Source organism: Streptomyces purpurascens (assembly GCF_045040895.1).
Classification (GTDB): Bacteria; Actinomycetota; Actinomycetes; order Streptomycetales; family Streptomycetaceae; genus Streptomyces; species Streptomyces purpurascens.
Map to the genome: position 1 here is coordinate 5977196 of NZ_CP108341.1, position 21479 is coordinate 5998674.

The 21479-nt window shown below is 72.1% G+C and carries 13 protein-coding genes; 5 read left to right on the forward strand and 8 right to left on the reverse strand.

Annotated features, from left to right (window positions below; genetic code table 11):
* Positions 1-2 precede the first annotated feature (2 nt).
* The 4 genes from OHU35_RS27420 to OHU35_RS27435 form a co-directional block, all read right to left on the reverse strand.
* Positions 3-992 carry a hypothetical protein gene (locus OHU35_RS27420; RefSeq protein WP_405507236.1) on the reverse strand — a complete coding sequence of 330 codons (990 nt, stop codon included), beginning with the start codon at positions 990-992 and terminating at the stop codon, positions 3-5.
* Positions 989-2326, reverse strand: coding sequence for a CHAT domain-containing protein (locus OHU35_RS27425; protein WP_405507237.1), 1338 nt, complete (start codon positions 2324-2326; stop codon positions 989-991). Before OHU35_RS27425 ends, OHU35_RS27420 begins: the two co-directional genes overlap by 4 nt.
* A gap of 13 nt (positions 2327-2339) precedes the next feature.
* Positions 2340-5204 carry a hypothetical protein gene (locus tag OHU35_RS27430; RefSeq protein WP_405507239.1) on the reverse strand — a complete coding sequence of 955 codons (2865 nt, stop codon included), beginning with the start codon at positions 5202-5204 and terminating at the stop codon, positions 2340-2342.
* Positions 5205-5310: 106 nt separating this feature from the next.
* Entirely contained in the window at positions 5311-8511 is a 3201-nt protein-coding gene (locus tag OHU35_RS27435) for a tetratricopeptide repeat protein (protein WP_405507241.1), read from the reverse strand.
* Between the two features lie 237 nt (positions 8512-8748).
* Here OHU35_RS27435 and OHU35_RS27440 point away from each other — a divergent pair, with 237 nt between their 5' ends.
* From OHU35_RS27440 to OHU35_RS27460, 5 genes are all read left to right on the forward strand, one after another.
* On the forward strand, positions 8749-10785 hold the full coding sequence (locus OHU35_RS27440; RefSeq protein ID WP_405507243.1) for a thioredoxin domain-containing protein: 2037 nt from the start codon (positions 8749-8751) through the stop codon (positions 10783-10785).
* A gap of 147 nt (positions 10786-10932) precedes the next feature.
* The gene (locus tag OHU35_RS27445; RefSeq protein WP_189722937.1) at positions 10933-12252 is read left to right on the forward strand and encodes a glycosyltransferase; all 1320 of its coding nucleotides are present in this window, start codon (positions 10933-10935) and stop codon (positions 12250-12252) included.
* Positions 12249-13901 carry an ArnT family glycosyltransferase gene (locus OHU35_RS27450; protein WP_405507245.1) on the forward strand — a complete coding sequence of 551 codons (1653 nt, stop codon included), beginning with the start codon at positions 12249-12251 and terminating at the stop codon, positions 13899-13901. The genes OHU35_RS27445 and OHU35_RS27450 overlap by 4 nt, the downstream gene beginning before the upstream one ends.
* Entirely contained in the window at positions 13898-15106 is a 1209-nt protein-coding gene (locus OHU35_RS27455; RefSeq protein ID WP_359886834.1) for a glycosyltransferase family 2 protein, read from the forward strand. Before OHU35_RS27450 ends, OHU35_RS27455 begins: the two co-directional genes overlap by 4 nt.
* Positions 15090-17501 carry a galactose oxidase-like domain-containing protein gene (locus OHU35_RS27460; protein ID WP_405507248.1) on the forward strand — a complete coding sequence of 804 codons (2412 nt, stop codon included), beginning with the start codon at positions 15090-15092 and terminating at the stop codon, positions 17499-17501. The genes OHU35_RS27455 and OHU35_RS27460 overlap by 17 nt, the downstream gene beginning before the upstream one ends.
* On the opposite strand, the gene OHU35_RS27465 is transcribed toward OHU35_RS27460, so the two are convergent.
* From OHU35_RS27465 to OHU35_RS27480, 4 genes are all read right to left on the reverse strand, one after another.
* Positions 17492-18223: a Mut7-C RNAse domain-containing protein gene (locus OHU35_RS27465; RefSeq protein WP_189722941.1), complete on the reverse strand. Its 732-nt coding sequence runs from the start codon at positions 18221-18223 to the stop codon at positions 17492-17494. The genes OHU35_RS27460 and OHU35_RS27465 overlap by 10 nt on opposite strands.
* Positions 18224-18256: 33 nt before the next feature.
* On the reverse strand, positions 18257-18883 hold the full coding sequence (locus tag OHU35_RS27470; protein ID WP_359886829.1) for a TetR family transcriptional regulator: 627 nt from the start codon (positions 18881-18883) through the stop codon (positions 18257-18259).
* Between the two features lie 5 nt (positions 18884-18888).
* Complete coding sequence (locus OHU35_RS27475) at positions 18889-20448, reverse strand: DHA2 family efflux MFS transporter permease subunit (RefSeq protein WP_405507250.1); 1560 nt, start codon at positions 20446-20448, stop codon at positions 18889-18891.
* Between the two features lie 112 nt (positions 20449-20560).
* Positions 20561-21274 carry a hemolysin III family protein gene (locus tag OHU35_RS27480; protein WP_189722943.1) on the reverse strand — a complete coding sequence of 238 codons (714 nt, stop codon included), beginning with the start codon at positions 21272-21274 and terminating at the stop codon, positions 20561-20563.
* Positions 21275-21479: the final 205 nt, after the last annotated feature.

Sequence of the window (21479 nt, forward strand, 5' to 3'; positions counted from 1 at the left end):
TGTCACCGGCTGTGGGCGGCCAGTGACAGCAGCAGGTGCGCCGTCTCCGGCCGCAGATGGTCGGAGTGGGCGCCCGCCGGGCCGTGCCCCCGGACGAAGACGTCGCTCGCGTCCACGCTGACGAAGCGGTGGTCGAGCGCGCTGAGGGGATAGGGCTCGGCGGGCGGCAGCATCCGGACCGCCGAGACGGGGGCGGGCGCGGTCCCGATGCCCGCGTGGCCGACCCCCGCCCGCTTCTCGGCCCGCAGATGCCAGAAGCCGGTGGCACGGTCGTGCAGGGAGTACGTCGCGACCACAGGGCCCCGCAGGGGCGCCTCGGAGAGGGCCGGGAAGCCGGTCGCGAACGCGTCGCGCGGAGCGGCCATCTGCAACAGCAGCATCGAGTCCACGGTGAAGGGCCGGCCGGGCGGCTCCGGTGTGCTCCAGCCCAGGGTGAGCGGCTCGTCGGCGGCCCACTGCACGGCCTCGCACAGGAAGCGGCAGCCGAAGGAGTGGCCGATCAGGTGCAGGTACTGGCCCTCGCGGTTGGCGAGGACCGGCGGGGCCGCCGGGTCCCCGCGCCGGCCGTCCAGATAGCCGAGCAGCCGGCCGATGACCTGAGCCGCGTGGCCCCGGGTGCTCATGGCGTGCGCCCGGTCCCGGATGCGCCGGTAGCCGCCGAGCGAGGGCAGCGAGCGGGAGGGCCAGCGAACCAGGACGGTCCACGGCTGCCACGGCCGCAGCCCCCGGTACAGGGCCTGGCGGCGGTCGTACTGGGCCGTGGCGAGGGCCAGCAGGCGGCGGACGGTCACCAGGGCCGCGTCGGGGTCGGTCTGCCAGCCGTGGACGTAGACGAGGAGGTCCGTCGCCCAGGCGGGCGGGGACAGCTCCTCGTGGAAGTGGTCCGCCAGCCGGTCGGCGGGTACCGGGCGGGGACCGCGGCGCGTCTCTTCCAGCAGCCAGCCGTCCGGACCCAGGTCGACGGTGCGCACCGGCACGTCGGGAGAGCTCATACGGGCACCTCCCGTTCGGCGTCCGCGTCGGGCGCGGCGGCCCGTTCCAGACGGGTGTCCATGCCGTGGTGGAGGGCGTAGGCCAGGCCCAGGGGATTGTGCAGTTCGTCGGCGAAGTGCCGGGCCACCGCGAGGGCGATGGTGCCCGCGGTCTGCGTCCCGTCCAGGTAGCGGGTCAGGAACTCCAGGGCGTACTCGGCCGCGAAGGCCTGGGGTATCTCTATCTGCGGGCCCAGCACACCCCGCGCTCCCGCGTCGACGAACGCCCGGCTCAGGAACTTGGCGTCGGTGCTTCCCTCGGGCAGCCCCGCGTAGCAGGCGTTGAGGACGACGAACGGCTGGAACGGGTGGTCGACGCCGAAGCGGCGCCGCCGTTCGCGGATCGTGTGCGCGTCGATGCTCTTGTGGTCGGTCAGGCTGAGCACCAGGGAGGGCGGCTGTGCCCCGTCGGCGGTGAAGCGGCCGTGGCACCAGAAGTACATCAGCTGCTCGCACAGATCGGACCGGGCCAGCGCGCTCACCAGTTCCTGCCAGGTGGACCGCTCGACGAACCGGGTGCCCTTGGCGAGGAGGGCCGCCACGTCGGCGGCCCGGGTGCGGCCCGCCCGGTCGACGCGCGTGTCGTGGTTCAGGCTCACCGCCGGCACCTCGGGGGCGTCACGGAGACCGGCGAGCCAGGGATAGGCGCCGCCGGTCTGCTCGATCTGGTGCCGGTGGCCGAGGAAGCGGCGGAAGAGCGCGGGGAGGGCCTCCGCGGGGGGCTCGGGGTCGGGCGGCAGGTCCTCCGCCGCCAGGCACACCATCGGCCAGGGCAGATGCAGGTCCGAGTCGAAGCGGAGCCGTAGGCCCTCGCCCCGGGCCAGTGCCTCCGTCAGATAGCTGCGGAAGCGGGCGATGCGCGGGTCGGTGCCGCCCAGCAGCGTGCCGTACAGCAACTCCGAGCCGACCAGGGCGAGTTCCTCCATGAGGGGAGCCAGCTCGTCCACCGGCCGGGAGCGCAGGTCCACCAGGGACGCGTACGGCGTCTCCGGCTCGCCCGGCACGGGCCGGCCGTCCGCCGCCAGGGGGCGGTGGTCGACGAGGACCTCCTTCCACATCCGGCACAGCCGGGCCGCGGCGGACCGCACCTCGGCCGGATGCACCGCCAGATCCACCCGGTGCTCGGTGCCGTGCAGCGACGGCACGGCGGGGCCGTACAGGCGCGCCCTGAGACGGTCGTCGCCGAGGACGTCCAGGGACACCGTGATGTCCGGCCCCTCGCTCAGCGCGTCGGGCAGTGCGGTGAAGCCGCGGCTGGGGTCCTGGATGATGCGGACCTGAAGCTCTCTTGGCATGCGTGGGGCGTTCCTAGCGGCCTCGGTGCGTGACGGCTTCGGGCGAGGACAGCCCGCCGTGCTCGTCGTGATCCAGGATGTCGAGTTCTGTTTCCACTTGCTGCAGGACCGTCCCGGTGCGTTCGAGGGCGATGGTGAAGCGGATGCGGTGCGTGCCGGTGCGATGCGCGGTGAAGGCGAACTCGGCGCCGTGTGCGGCCTGTTCCGAGGGGCGCAGGAGGGAGCTGGCGGGGTCGACGGACGCGGGGGTGAGGGGCGCGGCCGTCACCATCAGCCAGGGCCGGTCCGACCCTGAAGCCCCCCAGGGGTGGCCGTCCTCGGGGGAGACCCGCAGGAGCAGCCGGGCGGTGGTGTCCTCGGCGGGGGTGTCGTCGAGCAGGGTGACGCGGACTCGGCAGCGGGGGCCGGCCTGGCCGGGCACGTCCAGGAACCAGGGGCCGGAGTGACGGACTGCGACGGTGTCGCGGGCGTGGGAGGGGATGGTCCGGCCTCCCAGCACGCCCCCGCCCTCCCAGAACCGCGTGATCTCCCGTACCAGTCGCTCCGGGTCCGGGATCGGGATGTCGTGCGGGAAGGAGGCGACGAGGGCCCCGGCCGAGCGTGGACCGTCCCCGTGCAGATGGGTCCGGTGTACGGCCCTGACGGCGGCCGCCCATGCCAGGCCGTACGCGTCTCCCAGGGCCCGGAAGCGTTCCTCCGCCGAGTCCAGGAGAGGCAGGTTGAGGTCGGTGGGCCTGCGGCGGGCCACCATCTCCAGTTCGGTCCACGCCGTCCCGAGCGGGCATCCGATCTCCCCAAACTGCGCCCAGACGGGCCCCAGCGACACCAGCACGGACGCGGAGTGGACCTCGTCGCGGACGGAGGGCAGGAGAGCGGCCCGGTGCTCCGTCCAGGCGCTGCCGAGGTCGTCTCCGCACTCCAGGAAGAGCTGCGCGGCACTCGCCAGCGCCCCGCGGGCACCGTGGAGGTCGCCCTGCTCCAGATTCGCGAGGGCCCGGTACAAGGCCGTCCACGCCGACCCGCGGACGTCCTCGGCGCCCTGGTGCTGTGCATGTGCCTGCCGGCCCAGTTCAGCGGCAGCCGCCGGCTCCCAGCGCCGCAGCGCGAGCCGGAGCCGCTCCGTCGTGACCCAGTTCCCGCCGCGGGTGTCCGCGACGGACAGCAGTAACTCGTCGGCCTCGTCGAGCAGACGGCCGGCTTCGGTGTCCCGGCCGCTCAGCAGGCACACCCGGGCACTGTGCAGCAACGTCCAGCCGAGCCCGCGCCGACACCCTGAGGCCCGGTGCAGGGCGGCCGCCCTGAGGAGCGCCCGCTCGGCCTCCGCCACCTCGCTCTGGTCGCACCGGACGGCCCCGAGGACCAGCAGTGCCCAGGCCGTGTGCCGGTCGTCGGGGCGGGCATCGTCCCCGAGCAGCCCGTCCAGCACGCTCAGCGCTTCGGTGAGCTGCCCCGACTGCCGGCAGAGGGCGGCGGCGTGGTGGACGGCGTCCGGGTTGCGCCACTTGTCGGTGTCGTACAGCGCCCTGGCCTGCTCCAGCAGGCCCAGATCGGCGGCGAGCGAGCTGAGCGCCCGGCGTACGGAGAGGACGGGCCACAGCCGGTGCAGCGCCACGAGCCGGTGCGCGTCACCGAGGACGGCCAGCAGCAGGGCCAGGCCGTCCGCGATCGCGTCCTCCTGCCGTCCCCGGTGCGCGCTGTTGGTGAGCAGGGACAGGAACTCGTCCAGGTGGGGGACGAGTTCCCGAGGGTCGAGTCCTTCGGGTGAAGGGCCGATGTGGTGCTCGGGCAGGGGCCGGCCGTCCAGCGCGGCAGCGGTGCGCTGCAGGGCGCGCTCCGCCCACAGGGCCGTGACCGTCCTCACCGACGAAACCGGCTCCGCCGCCCGTACGACGTCCGTCACCGGCTGGGGAAGGCAGAAGGTCCCGTCGCTGCTCCACCGCTGCACCAGCTCCTTGACCAGCAGGCCGCCCAGCACGGAGCGCACCTCGCTCGGGTCGCTGTCCAGCGAGCAGAGCAACTCCGCCGTGCGCTGGGTGAACGGTGCCCCGGAGTTCCGCTCCGCCAGACGTCTCAGCAGCGCCCGCTGATCGGTCGTACAGTCCTCCAGGGCCAGCCGGACGAGCCGTTGAGGCCCTGACTCGCCCGTCCGCGGTTCCGGCCGCGGCGCCATCCTGTTGGCGATGAAGAAGCCGGCGATCCGGGCGAGTGCGGGCAGCCCCTGCGCCGCGCTGACCAAAGAGGCCGGCCAGGACGCGAGTCCGTACCAGGTGTCGCGGTCTCTCCAGGGCGCTCCGGTCGCCATCCGGGCGACGAGATCCCTGCTCGCCCTGGGACCCAGGCGCTCGACGTCGAGCAGCCGGGCCCCGATGCGCCGCCAGCCGGCCTCCTGCCGTGAGGTGACGAGCACCGCCAGGCCGCGACAGTCACGCAGGTACGGCAGCAGGGCCCGCACCACCGGGGGCGCGGCTCCGTCCAGGACGACGAGGCGGTCGCGAAGCTGCCGGGCGAGTTCGCCGCGCAGGGCGCGCCGGAACGCACGGTCGTCGCCCAGGGCCGCCCTCACGATGGCGGCGCGTGATCCGCCGCTCTCGCCGAGCAGCCGTAACAGCGTGGGTTCCACGTCCGTGCGAGTGGCGTCGTAGAGGGAGATCCAGTGCGTGTGCACGGCGTACCGCTGGGCGGCCTGGGCGGCCAGGGCGGACTTGCCGACGCCTGCCGGGCCGTGCAGCACCATCAGGGTGGGCAGGCTGCGGCCGGACGGCGGGGGCGGGGCTGTGCGCAGCTCCAGCCACGTCCCGATGCGGCCGAGTTCGTCCGCCCGCCCGAAGAATCCCCCGAACGTCGGAGGCGGTGTCGGATCGCGCGGGTCGTGTCCCAATGGCTTCCCCCCGTCGGCCCTCCCCATCGGCACTGTCCGTCAACGGTTGCAGTCCCCAGACCACGCCGTCAGCGAAACGTCCGACAATGACCCGTAAGGGCCCGCCTCACCCCCGTTCCGCCGAGACCGCCACCCCCATGACCTCCCGCGCATGCCGACTCGGCGTCATCCCGAGCCCCCACGCCTGCCACCCGGCCTCCAGGCTCGCGCCCCGTTCCAGCAACAGCCCCCAGGCGTCGATGTATTCGTCGAGCTTCTCGTCCCGCAGGGGATGGCCCGCGCGGGACAGCTGGGCCAGTTCCTCCTGGGCCACGGCCGTGCCGACCTCCGCGCCGCCGGGGGCCGCGTACGGCAGGAGGGTGCAGCGCAGGAAGCGGGCCCAGTCCTCGCCCCGGCGGTCGCCGTACGACGTGAAGAGGCCCGTCGCCTCCTCGCACAGGGCGAGCGCCTGCTGGGTGCGGGCGTTGCCCGCGTCCACGACCGCCAGTTCCAGGCAGGTCCACGCCTCGCCGTGGGCGACGCCGATGCGCTGGAAGTCGGCGCGGGCGTCGACCAGGAGCTGGCGGGCGAAGCCGGAGTTCCTCAACGAGCCCGTCTGGGCCGCGCGCTGGTCACGGGTGACGCGCGCGGAGTGGTGGCGGGCGCAGGCCAGGCCGTACACGTCGCGCATACGGGAGAACATCGTGCGGGAGCGTTCGAGTTCGCGGACCGCCTGGTCCAGGTTGCCCGTCTCCTCCAGGGCCTGGCCCAGGTAGTAGAGGGTCCAGGCCTCGCCCCGCGCGTCCTCGTTGTCGCGGTGCCGGGCCGCCGCGCCGCGCAGTTCCTCCAGGGCCGGGGACGCGTCACCGGCGACCAGCAGGGCCCGGGCCAGCTGGGTCAGGGCCCAGGCCTCGCCACGGGCGTCGCGGGTGCGGCCGTACAGCTCGAGGGCCGCGCGCAGCTCGGCCTCGGCGCGCGGGACGTCGCCCATGCGCAGACCCAGCTGGCCGAGCTGGAAGTGGGCCCACGCCTGGCCGTGCACGGACTCGCCGGCGCGATGCAGGACCAGGGACTCGGTCAGCAGCTCCAGCGCCTCCGCCACCCGGGCCCGGTCCCGCTCCACCGCCGCCAGGGCGTGCATCGTCCACGCCCGGTCTGTCGCCAGCTCGGCGGAGGACTGCAGGGCCAGGGCCTCGCGGAGCTTCGCCGACGCCTCCGTCAGATTGCCCTGGTGGTGGAGGGTGATGCCGAGGGAGCACAGGGCCCGGGCGGCACCCGCGTCGTGGTGGGCCTCCCGGTAGAGGTCGACGACCGAGGCGAGGGTGGTGCGGGCCTTGTCGAGTTCGCCCAGTTGCCGCGCCGCGATGCCGGTGCGCCACTGCACCGAGCGGACCAGCAGTCCCTCGTCCACCGCTTGGGCCAGCTCGCTGATCTCGCCCAGCCGGTAGAGGTCGCCGCGCAGCAGGCAGTAGTCGCACAGGGCGCCCAGGAGGTTCAGCACCGCCGCCTGGTTCACGCCCTCGGCGTGCCGGAGCGCCGCCGTGATGAAGCTCGACTCGTCGTCCAGCCAGCGCAGCGCCTCGTCGAGGGAGGTGAAGCCGTACGGGCTGAAGCGGTTGGTGCGGGTCGACATGTTGCCGTCGACCATGCGCAGCACCGAGTCGGCCAGCTCGGCGTAGTTCACGATCAGCCGCTCCTGCGCGGCCGTGCGCTCGGCGGGTTCCTCCTCGTCGAGGAGCCGGGCCTGGGCGAAGGCGCGGACCAGGTCGTGCAGCCGGTAGCGGTCGCCCCGGACGTGGTCGATCAGGCCCGCGCGGGTCAGGGCCTGGAGGTGACGCTTCGCCTCCGCCTCGTCGGTGGCCAGCAGCGCGGCGGCCGCGGCGGCGCCGAGCGAGGCCCGGCCGGCCAGGGCCAGCCGGCGCAGCAGCCGCCGTACGGTGTCGGACTGGTCGGTGTAGCGCAGCCACAGGGCGCGCTCGACCGGCTCGACCGGGCCGTACGCGCCGAGGTCCGTGGCCAGCGCGCGCGGGGAGCGGGGGCCGAGGCACGACCCCACGATGCGCAGCGCGAGCGGCAGCCCGCCGCACAGCTCCCGGACCCGGTCGGCGGACTCGGCGTCGTACGGCCCGGAACGGTCCTGTGCCGCCGCGCCCAGCAGTTCCTCCGCACCCGCCGCGTCCAGCGGCTCCACCGCCAGCTGATGCACCCGCGCGGGCAGCTCGGCCGGCTCCAGCGGGCCCCGCGCGGTCACCAGCACCAGGCTGTCGGACCGCTCCGGCACCAGGGCGCGGACCTGCTCGGCGTCCGAGGCGTCGTCCAGGACGATCGTGACCGGCAGGCCGGTCAGATGCTGGTGGTACAGCTCGCTCAGCCGCTTGACCTGCTGGTCGGGGGAGGAGCGCTCACGGAACAGCAGTTGCTCACGGGGCGCGCCGAGCCGGTTGAGCAGATGGAGCAGGGCGTCGCGGGTGGACAGCGGGGACCCGCCCGGGCCCTCGGCACGCAGATCGACGACGCAGGCGCCGCGGAAGTAGTCCCGCAGATCGTGCGTGGCCCGCACCGCGAGCGTCGTACGGCCACTGCCGGGCGTGCCGTGCAGGACGACCACCGTGGGGCGGGACTCCGTGCTGGCGCGGGCCGCCTGCACCCACTGCCGGATCTGCGCCAGCTCCGGCCGCCGCCCGGCGAACGGCTCCGCCGGATCCGGAAGCTGCGCGAAGGACTGCTCCAGCACATTGCGCCCGCGCGCCGCCGCGCTCTTGTCGGTGCCCCGCAGCCGCGGCCCGGTCTTCTTCGGCCCGGTGGAGGCGGCGAGCACCCGCTGCTGGTCCAGGAACGGCCGGATGCCCCGCACCTCCAGCGCCGTCAGCCACTGCAGCCGCAGCTGTTCAGGACCGCCCGGCTGGCTCACGGCCCCGGCGCGGTGGTGCGCGGCCGGCAGATGGGAGCCGACCACCTTGACGACCGTCGCCGCGGCGCCCACGACCCCGACGGCCACGCCCGCGCCCAGCGCCGTCCCGGTGCTCGTGCCGAGGGCCAGGTCGGCGACGACGGCCGCGACCGCCGCGACCCCGGCCACCAGCAGCGGAGTCCCGGCGCCGTCACGGGCGTACCGCTGCCCGAAGGTGAGCTGCCCGGCCGCCGCCTCGTCGAGGGCGCGCGTGTAGGCCTCGTACTCCTCGGCCGCGCTCTGCGCCATTCCGTCGAGCCCCCCGCGCGCCCGGGCGAGCAGCACCTTCCCGTCGCTGCGCCCGCCGGTCCGCCGCACCTCCTCCTCCACGGCCCGCGCCAACAGCCCCTCGGCCTCCGCCCGATGACTGTCCCGCATGTCACGTCCCCCTCCGGCGGCAACGGCGTTCTCTCCGTCGTTGCGGTCGTTCCCTCGGTCGTTTCCTTGGTCAAGTGTGCTGCGGACGGCGCATCGTTGCGAGGGGGCGTGCCCCGCGTGATTGTGTGAAGACACGGGCCCGGAGGCGCGCCGCGTGCCCGGCGGGCGTGCGTCGGGAGCGTCGCCCGGGCAGCGCCTGACGCGTGACCGGCGGGGTACTGCGGCAGGATGGACACCATGCCGAACCGACTGGCGCACGAGACGTCCCCCTACCTCCTTCAGCACGCCGACAACCCCGTCGACTGGTGGCCCTGGTCGGCGGAGGCCTTCGAGGAGGCCCGCAAGCGGAACGTGCCCGTCCTGCTCAGCGTCGGCTACAGCAGCTGTCACTGGTGTCACGTCATGGCACACGAGTCCTTCGAGGACCAGCAGACCGCCGAGTACCTCAACGCGCACTACGTGAGCGTCAAGGTCGACCGCGAAGAGCGCCCCGACGTCGACGCCGTCTATATGGAGGCCGTGCAGGCGGCGACCGGGCAGGGCGGCTGGCCCATGACCGTCTTTCTCACGCCGGAGGCCGAGCCCTTCTACTTCGGCACCTACTTCCCGCCCGCGCCCCGCCAGGGCATGCCCTCGTTCCGGCAGGTGCTCCAGGGCGTGCACCAGGCGTGGGACGAGCGGCGGGACGAGGTCACCGAGGTCGCCGGGAAGATCGTCCGGGATCTGGCGGGCCGGGAGATCTCCTACGGGGACGCCCGGACCCCCGGTGAGGAGGAGCTCGCGCAGGCGCTGCTCGGGCTCACCCGGGAGTACGACCCGCAGCGCGGCGGATTCGGCGGGGCGCCGAAGTTCCCGCCGTCCATGGTGCTGGAGTTCCTGCTGCGGCATCACGCGCGGACCGGTGCCGAAGGTGCCCTGCAGATGGCGTCCGACACCTGCGAGCGCATGGCCCGGGGCGGCATCTACGACCAGCTCGGCGGCGGCTTCGCCCGCTACTCCGTCGACCGCGACTGGGTCGTGCCGCACTTCGAGAAGATGCTGTACGACAACGCCCTGCTGTGCCGGGTGTACGCCCACCTCTGGCGTGCCACCGGCTCGGAGCTGGCCCGCCGTGTCGCCCTGGAGACCGCCGACTTCATGGTGCGCGAACTGCGGACGAACGAGGGCGGGTTCGCCTCCGCGCTCGATGCCGACAGCGACGACGGGACGGGCAGGCACGTCGAGGGCGTGTACTACGTGTGGACGCCCGAGCAGCTGCGTGAGGTGCTCGGTGAGCAGGACGCCGAGCTCGCCGCGCAGTACTTCGGTGTGACCGAGGAGGGCACCTTCGAAGAGGGTGCCTCCGTCCTGCAGCTGCCTCAGCAGCAGGACGTGCTGGTCGACGCCGGGAAGATCGCCTCCGTCCGGGAGCGGCTGCTCGCGGCGAGGTCGGAGCGTCCCGCGCCCGGCCGGGACGACAAGGTCGTGGCCGCGTGGAACGGGCTGGCGATCGCCGCGCTCGCCGAGACCGGCGCCTACTTCGACCGGCCCGACCTCGTCGAGGCCGCCGTCGCCGCCGCCGACCTCCTGGTCCGGCTGCACCTCGACGAGCAGGCCCGGCTCACCCGCACCAGCAAGGACGGCCACGCCGGCGCCAACGCGGGCGTACTGGAGGACTACGCCGACGTGGCGGAGGGCTTCCTCGCGCTCGCGTCCGTCACGGGTGAGGGCGTCTGGCTGGAGTTCGCCGGGTTCCTCGTCGACCACGTCCTGGTCCGCTTCACCGACCCGGAGTCGGGCTCCCTGTACGACACCGCCGCCGACGCCGAGCAGCTCATCCGCCGCCCGCAGGACCCGACCGACAACGCCGCCCCGTCCGGCTGGACCGCGGCGGCGAACGCCCTGCTCGCCTATGCCGCGCACACCGGATCCGAGCCCCATCGCACCGCCGCGGAGCGGGCGTTGGGTGTCGTCAAGGCGCTCGGGCCGCGCGTGCCCCGCTTCATCGGCTGGGGGCTCGCCGCGGCGGAGGCCGTGCTGGACGGGCCCCGCGAGGTCGCGATCGTGGGGCCGTCCCTCGATCACGAGGGCACGAAGACCTTGCACCGCACGGCACTTCTGGGCACCGCGCCGGGCGCGGTCGTCGCCGTCGGCGCGCCGGAGAGCGACGAGTTTCCGCTGCTCGCGGACCGTTCCCTTGTCGGGGGTGAACCAACCGCGTATGTCTGCCGTAACTTCACATGTGACGCGCCGACAACGGAAGTTGACCGGTTGCGTGCGGTGCTGAACGACTGAAGTCGGGAATCAAGGGAAACACGCTCTTTATCTGAACAGCCCCCAGGCTTCACAGTTCCCCCCTAATCTCTCCACGGTGACGTGACGGATGGGGCCGCACCGGCACACCGTCACGCCTGGGGGTTTAAGGGATCTGGGGGGATCTGTTTGCTGACGTCTGTCTTCATCGCTGCCGTGTCACTGGCCCTGTTCTGGATGGCGGCGTTCACCCTGTGGTGGCAGATGCACGCCTGGCGTACGCCGGAAGTGCTCGCCTCCACGCGGTTCAGCAGTCCGGACGGGGACGAGCACGTCTCCTTCTCGCTGCTGCTGCCCGCCCGGCACGAACAGGCGGTGCTGGACCACACGATCCAGCGGCTGCTGGAGTCGAGCCACACCGACTTCGAGATCATCGTGATCGTCGGGCACGACGACCCGGAGACCACGGAGGTGGCCGAGAAGGCCGCGGCACGTGACCCACGGGTCCGCGTCGTCGTCGACACGCACGAGAAGAAGAACAAGCCGAAGGCCATGAACACGGCCCTGCCGCACTGCCGCGGCGATGTCGTCGGGGTCTTCGACGCGGAGGACCAGGTCCACCCCGAGCTCCTCGCGCACGTCGACCACGCCTTCCGCACCACCGGCGCGGACGTCGTCCAGGGCGGCGTGCAGCTGATCAACTTCCACTCCAGCTGGTACAGCCTGCGCAACTGCCTGGAGTACTTCTTCTGGTTCCGCTCGCGGCTCCATCTGCATGCGCAGAAAGGTTTCATTCCGCTGGGCGGCAACACCGTCTTCGTCCGCACGGACGTCCTGAGGGAAGCCGACGGCTGGGACCCCGACTGCCTCGCGGAGGACTGCGACCTGGGCGTACGGCTCTCCAGCGTCGGCAAGAAGGTCGTCGTCGCCTACGACTCCGACATGGTGACCCGGGAGGAGACCCCGGGCTCGCTGATGTCCCTGCTGAAGCAGCGCACCCGCTGGAACCAGGGGTTCCTCCAGGTGTACCGGAAGAAGGACTGGAAGCAACTGCCCACCCTCGGGCAGCGGCTGCTCGCCCGTTACACCCTGATGACGCCGTTCATGCAGGCCTTCACCGGCCTGATCATCCCGCTGAACGTGGCGATCGCGCTGTTCCTCGACGTGCCCGTCGGCATCGCCTTCATCACCTTCCTGCCGGCCGTCACCGCCCTGGTCACCTTCGTCTTCGAGGTCGTCGGACTGCACGACTTCGGCAGGCAGTACGGACTGCGTGTCCGCTTCGCGCACTACCTCAAGCTGGTCCTGGGCGGCCCCTTCTACCAGGTCCTGCTCGCCGGGGCGGCCGTGCGCGCCGTGTGGCGGGAGCAGCGCGGCCGCAACGACTGGGAGCTGACGACCCATGTCGGCGCCCATCTCGACGAGACGGCCGCGAGCCGGGCGGACACCCCGTACCCCCGTGAGGACGTCGAGGACGTGCCCGTGACCCGAGAGGACGTTCCCGCGTGACCTCCACCCTTCCCGCGGCGACCGCCCCGAAGGTCCCCGCGCAGCGGCGGTCTGTGCCGGGGGCCGGTTCGACCCGTCGCACACCCGAGCCGCCGAGCCGGCTCCGCTCCTCCCGGCCCGACCTGATCCTGTGCGCTGTCCTCCTGGTCGCGGTCCTCACCGTGCAGGGCTGGAACATCGCCGACTACCCGGCCCTCAGCGACGACGAGGGCACCTACCTCGCCCAGGCCTGGTCGGTGCAGCAGGGCGACGGCCTGGCCCACTACACCTACTGGTACGACCATCCGCCCCTCGGCTGGATCCAGATCGCCCTGCTCACCTGGATCCCCGCGCTGATCAGCCCCGAGTCGATGACGGTGGGCACCATGCGTGCCGCGATGCTGCTGATCAGCGGCGTCAGCGCGGTCCTGGTCTTCGTGCTGGGCCGCCGCCTGGCGCTGCCCCGCTGGGCGGCCGGGCTCGGCATGGTGTTCTTCGGGCTCTCCCCGCTGTCCGTGGTCCTCCAGCGGGAGATCTTCCTCGACAACCTCGCGGTGATGTGGACGCTGCTGGCCTTCACCCTCGCCGCGTCCCCGAGCCGTCACCTCTGGCACCACTTCGGCGCGGGGATCGCGGCCGCCACGGCCGTCCTCACCAAAGAGACGATGCTGCTCGTCCTGCCCGCCCTGTTCCTCACCATGTGGCGGCACAGCCACCGGGACACCCGCAAGTTCGCCCTCACCGGAGCCGTCACGGCCTGCACGCTGATCGGCTTCTCGTACCCCCTGTTCGCCCTGCTCAAGGGCGAGCTGCTGCCGGGCGCCGGGCACGTGTCCCTCTGGGACGGCGTCAAGTACCAGATGACCAGACCCGGTTCGGGCTTCATCCTCGACCAGGGCTCCGGCTCCTGGGGCGTGCTCCAGTCGTGGCTGTACTACGACCGCGTCCTGCCCCTCGGTGGTCTCGCGGGCGCCCTGCTGCTGCTCGCCACCTGGCGCTGGTCGGTCACCGCCCGGGCCCTGGCCGGACCGGCCCTGGCCGTCGCGATCTTCGCCGCGCTGGCCCTGCGCCCGAACGGCTACCTGCCCGCGATGTACGTCATCCAGGCCCTGCCGTTCCTCGCGCTCGTCCTCGCCGGCGGCACCGCATCCGTCGCCCACGGGGTGCTGAGCCGCTGGCGCTCCGAGGCGGAGAAACGGTACGTCAGCCTGGGCCGGTACACGCTCGCCGCGGTCCTGGCCCTCGCCGCAGGCGCCTACGTCTTACCGCGCTGGTACGACGGTGCCCGCATCGCCGTCACCACCGACGCCAACGCCGGCTACCAGGCGGCCTCGAAGTGGCTGGCCACGGAGGTCGAGGACCCGGAGCGCACCCGGGTGCTGGTGGACGACGCCCTCTGGCTGGACCTGGTGCACCAGGGCTACCGGCCGGGGCTCGGCGTCATCTGGTTCTACAAGGCCGACCTCGACCCGGCGGTGACGAAGACGATGCCGCGCGGCTGGAAGGACCTGGACTACGTCGTCGCCTCGCCGACGGTACGGCGTGACGCGGCCGACCTGCCCAACGTCAAGGCCGCCATGGAGCACTCGGACCCGGTCGCCACCTTCGGCACCGGCGAGGACCGCATCGAGATCCGCCAGATCCAGACGTCCGCCGGAGGCGCGCGATGAGCCAGGAGTCCACCGTCCCCGGGGAGGTCGTCGAGACCACCGAGATCCCCGAACCGGGCGCCGTCACCATCGTCGTACCGACGTTCAACGAGTCGGCGAACGTAGGGCAGCTGCTGCACCAGATCACCGAGGCCGTACCGGCCCGGCTGCCCTGCGAGGTCGTCTTCGTGGACGACTCCACCGACGACACGCCCGAGGTCATCCAGAAGGCGGCGCGGGACTGCCCCTTCCCGGTGACGGTCCTGCACCGGGACGAGCCGGTGGGCGGGCTCGGCGGCGCGGTCGTCGAGGGCATGAAGGCGGCGACCTCCGACTGGATCGTCGTCATGGACGGCGACTGCCAGCACCCGCCGTCCCTCGTGCCCGACCTGGTCGCCACCGGCGAGCGGGCCAACGCCGGGCTCGTCGTCGCCTCCCGGTACATCAAGGGCGGCAGCAGGGCCGGGCTCGCGGGCAGCTACCGGGTGTTCGTCTCACGTGGGGCGACCTGGCTGACCAAGGCGCTGTTCCCGCGCCGGCTGCGCGGCATCAGCGACCCGATGAGCGGCTTCTTCGCGATCCGCCGCAGCGCGGTCACGGCGGAGGTCCTCCAGCCGCTCGGCTACAAGATCCTCCTCGAACTCGCCGTCCGCAGCCGCCCGCGCACGGTCACCGAGGTGCCCTTCGTCTTCCAGGACCGGTTCGCCGGGGAGTCCAAGTCGACCGCCCAGGAGGGCTTGCGCTTCCTGCGCCACCTGGCCGGGCTGCGCACCGCCTCGCCGGCCGCGCGCATGGTCGGCTTCGGCCTGATCGGGCTCACCGGCTTCCTGCCGAACCTGGTCGGCCTGTGGGCGCTGACCGCGCTCGGCATGCACTACGTACCGGCGGAGATCCTCGCCAACCAGCTGGGCGTCGCCTGGAACTTCCTGCTCATCGAGCATCTGCTGTTCCGCGAGCGACGGCGGCACCGCCGCTGGTGGGACCGGGCCGGCCGGTTCGCGCTGCTCGCCAACGCCGATCTGGTGCTGCGCATCCCGCTGATCGCCCTGTTCGTGCACCAGTTCCACCTGGGTGTGCTGTCCGCCACCGCGCTCGCGCTGGTGACGACGTTCGTCCTGCGCTTCGCGGGGACCGAAGCGCTGGTCTATCTGCCGCGCCGGGGGCGTGAGAAGCCCGTGCGCGGGAGCACCGCAGAGCAAGGAGAGCCGTGTGAACAGACGTCGTAGATCTACCGCACTCCTGGCCGTGGCGGGCCTCACCTCGGGCCTGCTGCTGGCCTCTCCGCAGACCGCCTCCGCCGCCAACCTGATCAAGAACCCGGGCTTCGAGACCGCAGGCACCGGCGACATGCCGTACTGCTGGGAGAAGTCCGGCTGGGGCGACAACGACTTCACCTTCACCACCACGGCCGACGCGCACTCCGGCGGCAAGGCCATGAAGGTCGAACTGACCCGCCGCGCCGACGGTGACCGCAAGGCCCTGATCACCGAATCCGCCGAGTGCGCACCGGTGGTGACGCCGGGCAAGCAGTACGACCTCGGCCTCTGGTACAAGACGACCACCCCGGACGCCGCCCTCACCCTCTTCCGGCACGACGCGACGGCCGGCTGGCAGTACTGGACCGACCTCAAGACGCTGGAGACGGCAGGGAACTGGACCGAGGCCACGGTCCGCACCCCCGAGGTCCCGGCCGGCACCGACCGCATCTCCTGGGGCGTCTCCGTCTACGGCACCGGCTCCGCCACCACCGACGACTACACGATGGACCAGGTCCCCGACCCGGTCCTGCCGCCGCGGTGCACCGGCACCGCCGAGCAGTGCGCCAACGGCGAGTGGGACGTCCTGCCCACCCGGAACCCGGTCCGCTCCATGCACTCCGTCGTCCTGCACAACGGCAAGGTGCTGCTGATCGCGGGCTCCGGCAACGACGAGTCGATGTTCGAGGCCGGCACCTTCACCTCCGCGGTCTACGACCCGGCGGACGGCTCGTACAAGGTCGTCCCGACGCCGAAGGACATGTTCTGCGCCGGGCACGTCCAGCTCCAGGACGGGCGCGTGCTGGTGATGAGCGGCAACAAGGGCTTTCCGTCGGCGGACGGCCGCGTCGGCTATCAGGGCTACAAGGACTCGTACGTCTTCGACCCGGAGACCGAGACCTACTCCAGGACCAACGACATGAACGACGGCCACTGGTACCCGTCGGCCACGATCCTCGGCAACGGCGACGTCATCTCCTTCGGCGGACTGCGCGAGGACTCCACCGGCTCGGTCACCGCCGAACTGTTCTCCGAGGCCGGGCAGCAGTGGCAGCCGCTGTGGAAGGTCAACCAGACCTGGTCCTACTGGGGCCTGTACCCCTCGATGATCCTCATGCAGGACGGCCGCCTCTTCTACTCGGGCAGCCATGTCTTCGGCAACAACATCCCGGGCACGGGCTCGGCGCTCTACGACTACGACGCCAACACGGTCACCCAGGTGCCGGGCCTCCGGAAGAAGGACGAGCGCGACCAGTCGGCCAGCGTGCTGCTGCCCCCGGCGCAGGACCAGAAGGTCCTCACCCTCGGCGGCGGCAACATCGACTCCAACCCGGAGGCGAACCGCCTGACCGACATCATCGACCTCAAGCAGCCGAACCCCTCGTACGTGGCCGGGCCGCCGATCCCGCAGGGCACGGTCGACCTCGGCAACGGCCCGGTCCCGCAGACCGGCGACCAGGGCAAGATGTACGTCTCCGCCGTGCTCATGCCCGACGGCAAGGTGCTGGAGACGGGCGGCGCGCTGCACAACCGCGCCAACCCGGTCTACGAGACGTCGATCTTCGACCCGGAGTCGGAGACCTTCGACCCGGTGGCCGTCGACCCCGAGGCGCGCGGCTACCACTCGTCGGCGTTCCTGCTCCCCGACGGCCGGGTGATGACGAGCGGCGACAACCCGGGCAACGGCACCTGGAACCACGACGTGTCGGTGTACAGCCCGCCCTACCTGTTCAAGGGGCCACGCCCCACGATCACCTCGGTGATCGACACCGAGTGGACCTACGGCGACACCCAGCGGATCACCGTCGATCGGCCCATCGCCAAGGCCGAGCTGATCCGTCCGGCCGCCGTCACGCACTCCTCCGACCCGAACCAGCGGTTCGTGGACCTGCCCCTGTCGGTGGACGGCAACAACGTCGACCTGAACGTGACGAGCAACCCCAACCTGGCCCCGCCCGGCTGGTACATGCTCTTCGCGGTCGACGCGAATGGAGTGCCGTCGGTGGCCGAGTGGGTGCACCTCCAGGGCCCGCAGGCGCTCAAGGCCACGGACGCGTCAGCGCATGTCCACGACTTCGCCGACGCGCCGAAGGGCAAGGCCGCGGGGCCCGGCAAGAAGCGCACCTCGCAGAAGGTCAGCCCGACGATCTCCGGCTGCGACCGCCACTACGGCTCGATCAACGTCTGCGTCCCGACCGACTTCCCGGCGGAGGTGAGGAAGACGACGGCCGACCGTTGCGCGTGGCTCAAGGCCAACGACTACGGCCGCTTGAAGATCAACGGCAAGGACGACCCACTGAACCTGGACCGGAACAGGGACGGAATCGCCTGTGGAAAGGGTGATGTGAAGAAGGGTCAGCGCTGACCGCGTGACTCCGCCAGGGCGCGTTCCACGATGGCCTCCAGCTGCTCGTGATGCGCGCCCTTCCAATAGGCCCGCCCGCACTCCGTGCACTGCGCGAACACGTCGTACGTCGCGTGCGTGCCGTGCTTCAGCTGGTCGGAGACCTCGTCCTTGGTCGCCTTGCGGAGCACCCCGTTGCAGGCGGTGCAGCGCGTCCAGGGAAGCAGCTCGGGGCGGAACCGGTCCAGGACGTCCCGGAGCTGCTCCTCGGGACGCGTGCTGTACACGAACGCCCCGGCCCACAGCTCCCGCCGCCGCAGCAACCCCCGGTCGCGGCTCAGCATCACCCGCTGCTCGGCGGCCGACAGCGCGGCCAGCGCCGGGTCGCCGATGTCGGTCGACTCATAGGCCGTGTCCACGCCGAGCAGCCGCAGCCGGCGGGCCAGGGTGCCGAGGTGCACGTCGAGGAGGAAGCGCAGGGGAGCGCCCGGGACCTTCTGGGGGCGTGCGACGGTCCGTACGGTCACGGACTCGCCGGCCGCCGGGACGTGCGAGACGGGCACCTCGCGGCCGTCCACGACCAGGGCGCCCACCTCGGTCAGCGGCACGCCCAGCGACTCGACGACATGGCCGAGGCCGGCGACACCGTCGGTGGCCGTCCGTACGGTGCCCGCACGCCGGGCCAGGGGGACGAACACATGGAGCTCGGGGGCGAACTCGACGTGGATCTCGGGACCGTTCACCCGGTCAGGATGACACGGCGGAGGGCCGCCGCCTCAGGGTTTTCCGGTCGGCAGGCCGTGTTCCAGGACGTCCAGGGCGCGGTCGACGAGGTCCCGGATGTCGTCCCGGTGGCCGGTCTCGGCCCAGTAGTGGGAGACCTCCATCAGCCCGCCCATCACGGACATGGCGAAGACCCGTAGCTCCAGGCTGTCGGGGTCGAGCCCGGAGCGCTCGGCGAGGGCCTCGCGGAGCAGCAGACCGGTCGCCGCCGTGCTCTCGATCATGCGGGCCCGGACCGCCGGCACCTCGACCCCGAGCCGCGTCCGCAGCCGGGTCACCTCGGGTTCCTCGGCGAGGCTCAGGTCGAGTGCCTTGCGCATCACGTGCCTCAGGACGTCGGCCCACGACTCGTCCTCCGGCCGGGCCCGCAGCTCCGCCAGCATGACCGGGTCCCACTCGTCGGTGATGACGATGTCTTCCTTGGTCGGGAAGTAGCGGAAGACGGTCGACGGCGACACCTCGGCACGGTCGGCGATCTGCTCGATCGTCGTGGCGTCGTAGCCCTGCTCCTCGATCAGCGCGTAGGTCGCGCCGCGGATCGCCTGGCGGGTCTTGATCTTCTTCCGCTCCCGGAGTCCCAGTGGGGGCCGGTCGGCGGGGGTGGTGCGTGGGGCCGTCATGAAGGTCATTGTCGGGCATCGGCCTCGGGCTCGGCCATGGCCGGGGCGCCGCTCGCCCCACCCGGGGCGGACCGTGCGCCGGGCAGGAACGCCCCGGCGAACAGCGCGGCGACCAGGGACGCGACGCCGCAGACCAGCAGGACGACGCCCATGCCGTGGACGTACGCGCTGTCCGCGGAGGCGGCCAGTCCGGGCGTGGAGGTCCGCTCGGCGACGAGGTGCGCGGCGACCACGGACTCCCCGGCGGTGTCGGCGGCCCTGGCGGGCAGCCCGGTGACGTCGAGCCGGTCCCGGTAGACGCCCGCGAGCAGACTGCCCAGCAGGGCGATGCCGATCGCGCTGCCGACCTGGCGCAGGGTCATGAGCAGCCCCGAGCCGCTGCCGGCCCGGTCGGCGGGCAGCGCCGCCATCGCCCCGTCCATCGCCGGGACCACGGCGAAACCGAAGCCGATGCCCGTGATGGTCAGCCACAGCGCGGTGAAGCCGTAGCCGGAGTCGGCCGCCGTGCGGCTGCCGAGGAACGCGGCGAAGGCCAGCACCACCAGGCCGCCGCTGACCACCGCGGGGGGACCGAGCCGGGCGGCCACCGGCTGGGCGGCGCGCGCGGCGACCACCAGCCCGCCCATCATCGGCAGCAGCCGCAGCCCGGTGCCGAGGGCGTCGTGGCCGAGGACGGCCTGGAGGTAGGGCGGCAGCAGGAACAGCAGGCCCGCCAGGACGAAGGTGACCAGGGTCGCCGTGAGCGTGTTGACGAGGAAGCCCCGGTGGCCGAGCAGCTCCATGTCGAGCATGGGCCGTGCCGCCCGGCGCTCGCGCAGGACCAGCGCGGTCAGCAGGACCGCGGAGCCCGTGAGGAACCCGGCCACCAGCGGGTCGCCCCAGCCGCGCGTGGGCGCCTCGATGATGGCGTAGACGAGGGCGCCGAGGCCGGCCGCGGTGAGTGCCTTCGAGATCGTGTCGACCTTGGGGGAGGCCGGGTCGCTCGTCTCCGGCAGCAGGAAGAGGCAGGCCGTGATGCCGATGCCGACCATCGGGACGTTGACCAGGAAGACCGAGCCCCACCAGAAGTGGTCGAGCAGCCAGCCGCCGAGGATCGGGCCGAGCGGCATGCCGAGCGCGGAGGCGGCCGACATGACGCCGATGGCCTTGCCGCGCTCGTCCGGCCCGAACAGCGAGGGCAGCACGGACAGCGCGAGCGGCATGACCAGCGCACCGCCGACGCCCATCACGGCACGGGCGGCGACGACCCAGGTCACGTCCCCGGCCAGGGTGCCCGCGACCGAGCCGGCCAGGAAGATCCCGAGCCCGGTGACCAGCATCAGCCGCCGCCCGAACCGGTCGCCGAGCAGCCCGGCGGGGAGCATCAGGGCGGCGAACACTACGACGTAGGCGTCTGCCATCCACTGTTGCTCGCCGGTGGTCGCTCCGAGGTCCGCGGCCATGGTCGGCAGCGCGACGTTGAGGATCGTCATGTCGAAGCCGAGCGTCAGCATGCTCGCGACCAGGGCACCGAGGGCCCACCAGCGGCGCGGGTCCTGCCGGACCCCGTTAGTGACAGTAGCCATGAAATGAAAGTAACTCTCAAAAAACAGGTACTGTCAATCTGCGGTCCGGGTCCGGGTACAACGAGAACGGCCACGGCTGGAGAGCCGTGGCCGTGGAGGTCGGGTGGGGGATCTACGCGTGCTGGTACGCCACCAGCGAGATCCCCACGTAGTGCGCGATGAAGGCCGCCAGGGTGAAGGAGTGGAACACCTCGTGGAAGCCGAACCAGCGTGGCGACGGGTTGGGCTTCTTGATCCCGTAGACCACGCCGCCCACGCTGTAGAGCAGGCCGCCGACGATGACCAGGACGAGGACGGCGATACCGCCGGCCCGCATGAAGTCCGGCAGATAGAAGACGGCCGCCCAGCCCATCGCGATGTAGCACGGTGTGTAGAGCCAGCGCGGGGCGCCGACCCAGAAGACGCGGAAGATGATCCCGGCCGCCGCCGCGGCCCAGATGCCCCACAGCAGCCACTCACCCTTGGCGCCCGGCAGGAGCAGCATGGCCAGCGGCGTGTACGTGCCCGCGATGATCAGGAAGATGTTGGCGTGATCCAGACGGCGCAGAACGCCGTCCATGCGCGGACTCCAGTCGCCCCGGTGGTACAGCGCGCTCACGCCGAACAGCAGGCACGCCGTCAGCGCGAAGACACCGCAAGCGATACGTCCTCTGGTCGAGTCGGCGAGGGCGGTCAGCACCAGGCCCGCGACGAGAACGGCCGGAAACATGCCGAGGTGCAGCCAGCCGCGCAGCTTGGGCTTCACCGGGTGCGGCAACGAGAGCGCCACCGGGCCGCGGCCGTCGGCCGGCGTATCCGAGGGCGCGTCGGGGACGAACGCAGTCATGGCCGAATGGTAGCTACGGAACCGTAAGTGACCTATCGGTCGGGTCGATTGGCCGATGAAGAGTGGCCATCCTCTCAACCGTCGCCGAATGATGGTTACGCAAACGGACGGTCATATGAACCCAACGTGCACGCAAAGCGTCGCGAGAAACCGTGGCGATCCTCACGTTGCTCACCTGTGCGCTCCTCTGGACAGATGGGCGCGG

What these genes read in the sequence shown, in the direction of transcription:
- OHU35_RS27455 (WP_359886834.1), top strand. Translation starts at nt 13,898, where the DNA reads ATGAGCCAGGAGTCCACCGTCCCCGGGGAGGTCGTCGAGACCACCGAG.
- OHU35_RS27470 (WP_359886829.1), bottom strand. Translation starts at nt 18,883, where the DNA reads ATGACGGCCCCACGCACCACCCCCGCCGACCGGCCCCCACTGGGACTC.
- OHU35_RS27425 (WP_405507237.1), bottom strand. Translation starts at nt 2,326, where the DNA reads ATGCCAAGAGAGCTTCAGGTCCGCATCATCCAGGACCCCAGCCGCGGC.
- OHU35_RS27480 (WP_189722943.1), bottom strand. Translation starts at nt 21,274, where the DNA reads ATGACTGCGTTCGTCCCCGACGCGCCCTCGGATACGCCGGCCGACGGC.
- OHU35_RS27475 (WP_405507250.1), bottom strand. Translation starts at nt 20,448, where the DNA reads ATGGCTACTGTCACTAACGGGGTCCGGCAGGACCCGCGCCGCTGGTGG.
- OHU35_RS27420 (WP_405507236.1), bottom strand. Translation starts at nt 992, where the DNA reads ATGAGCTCTCCCGACGTGCCGGTGCGCACCGTCGACCTGGGTCCGGAC.
- OHU35_RS27440 (WP_405507243.1), top strand. Translation starts at nt 8,749, where the DNA reads ATGCCGAACCGACTGGCGCACGAGACGTCCCCCTACCTCCTTCAGCAC.
- OHU35_RS27435 (WP_405507241.1), bottom strand. Translation starts at nt 8,511, where the DNA reads ATGCGGGACAGTCATCGGGCGGAGGCCGAGGGGCTGTTGGCGCGGGCC.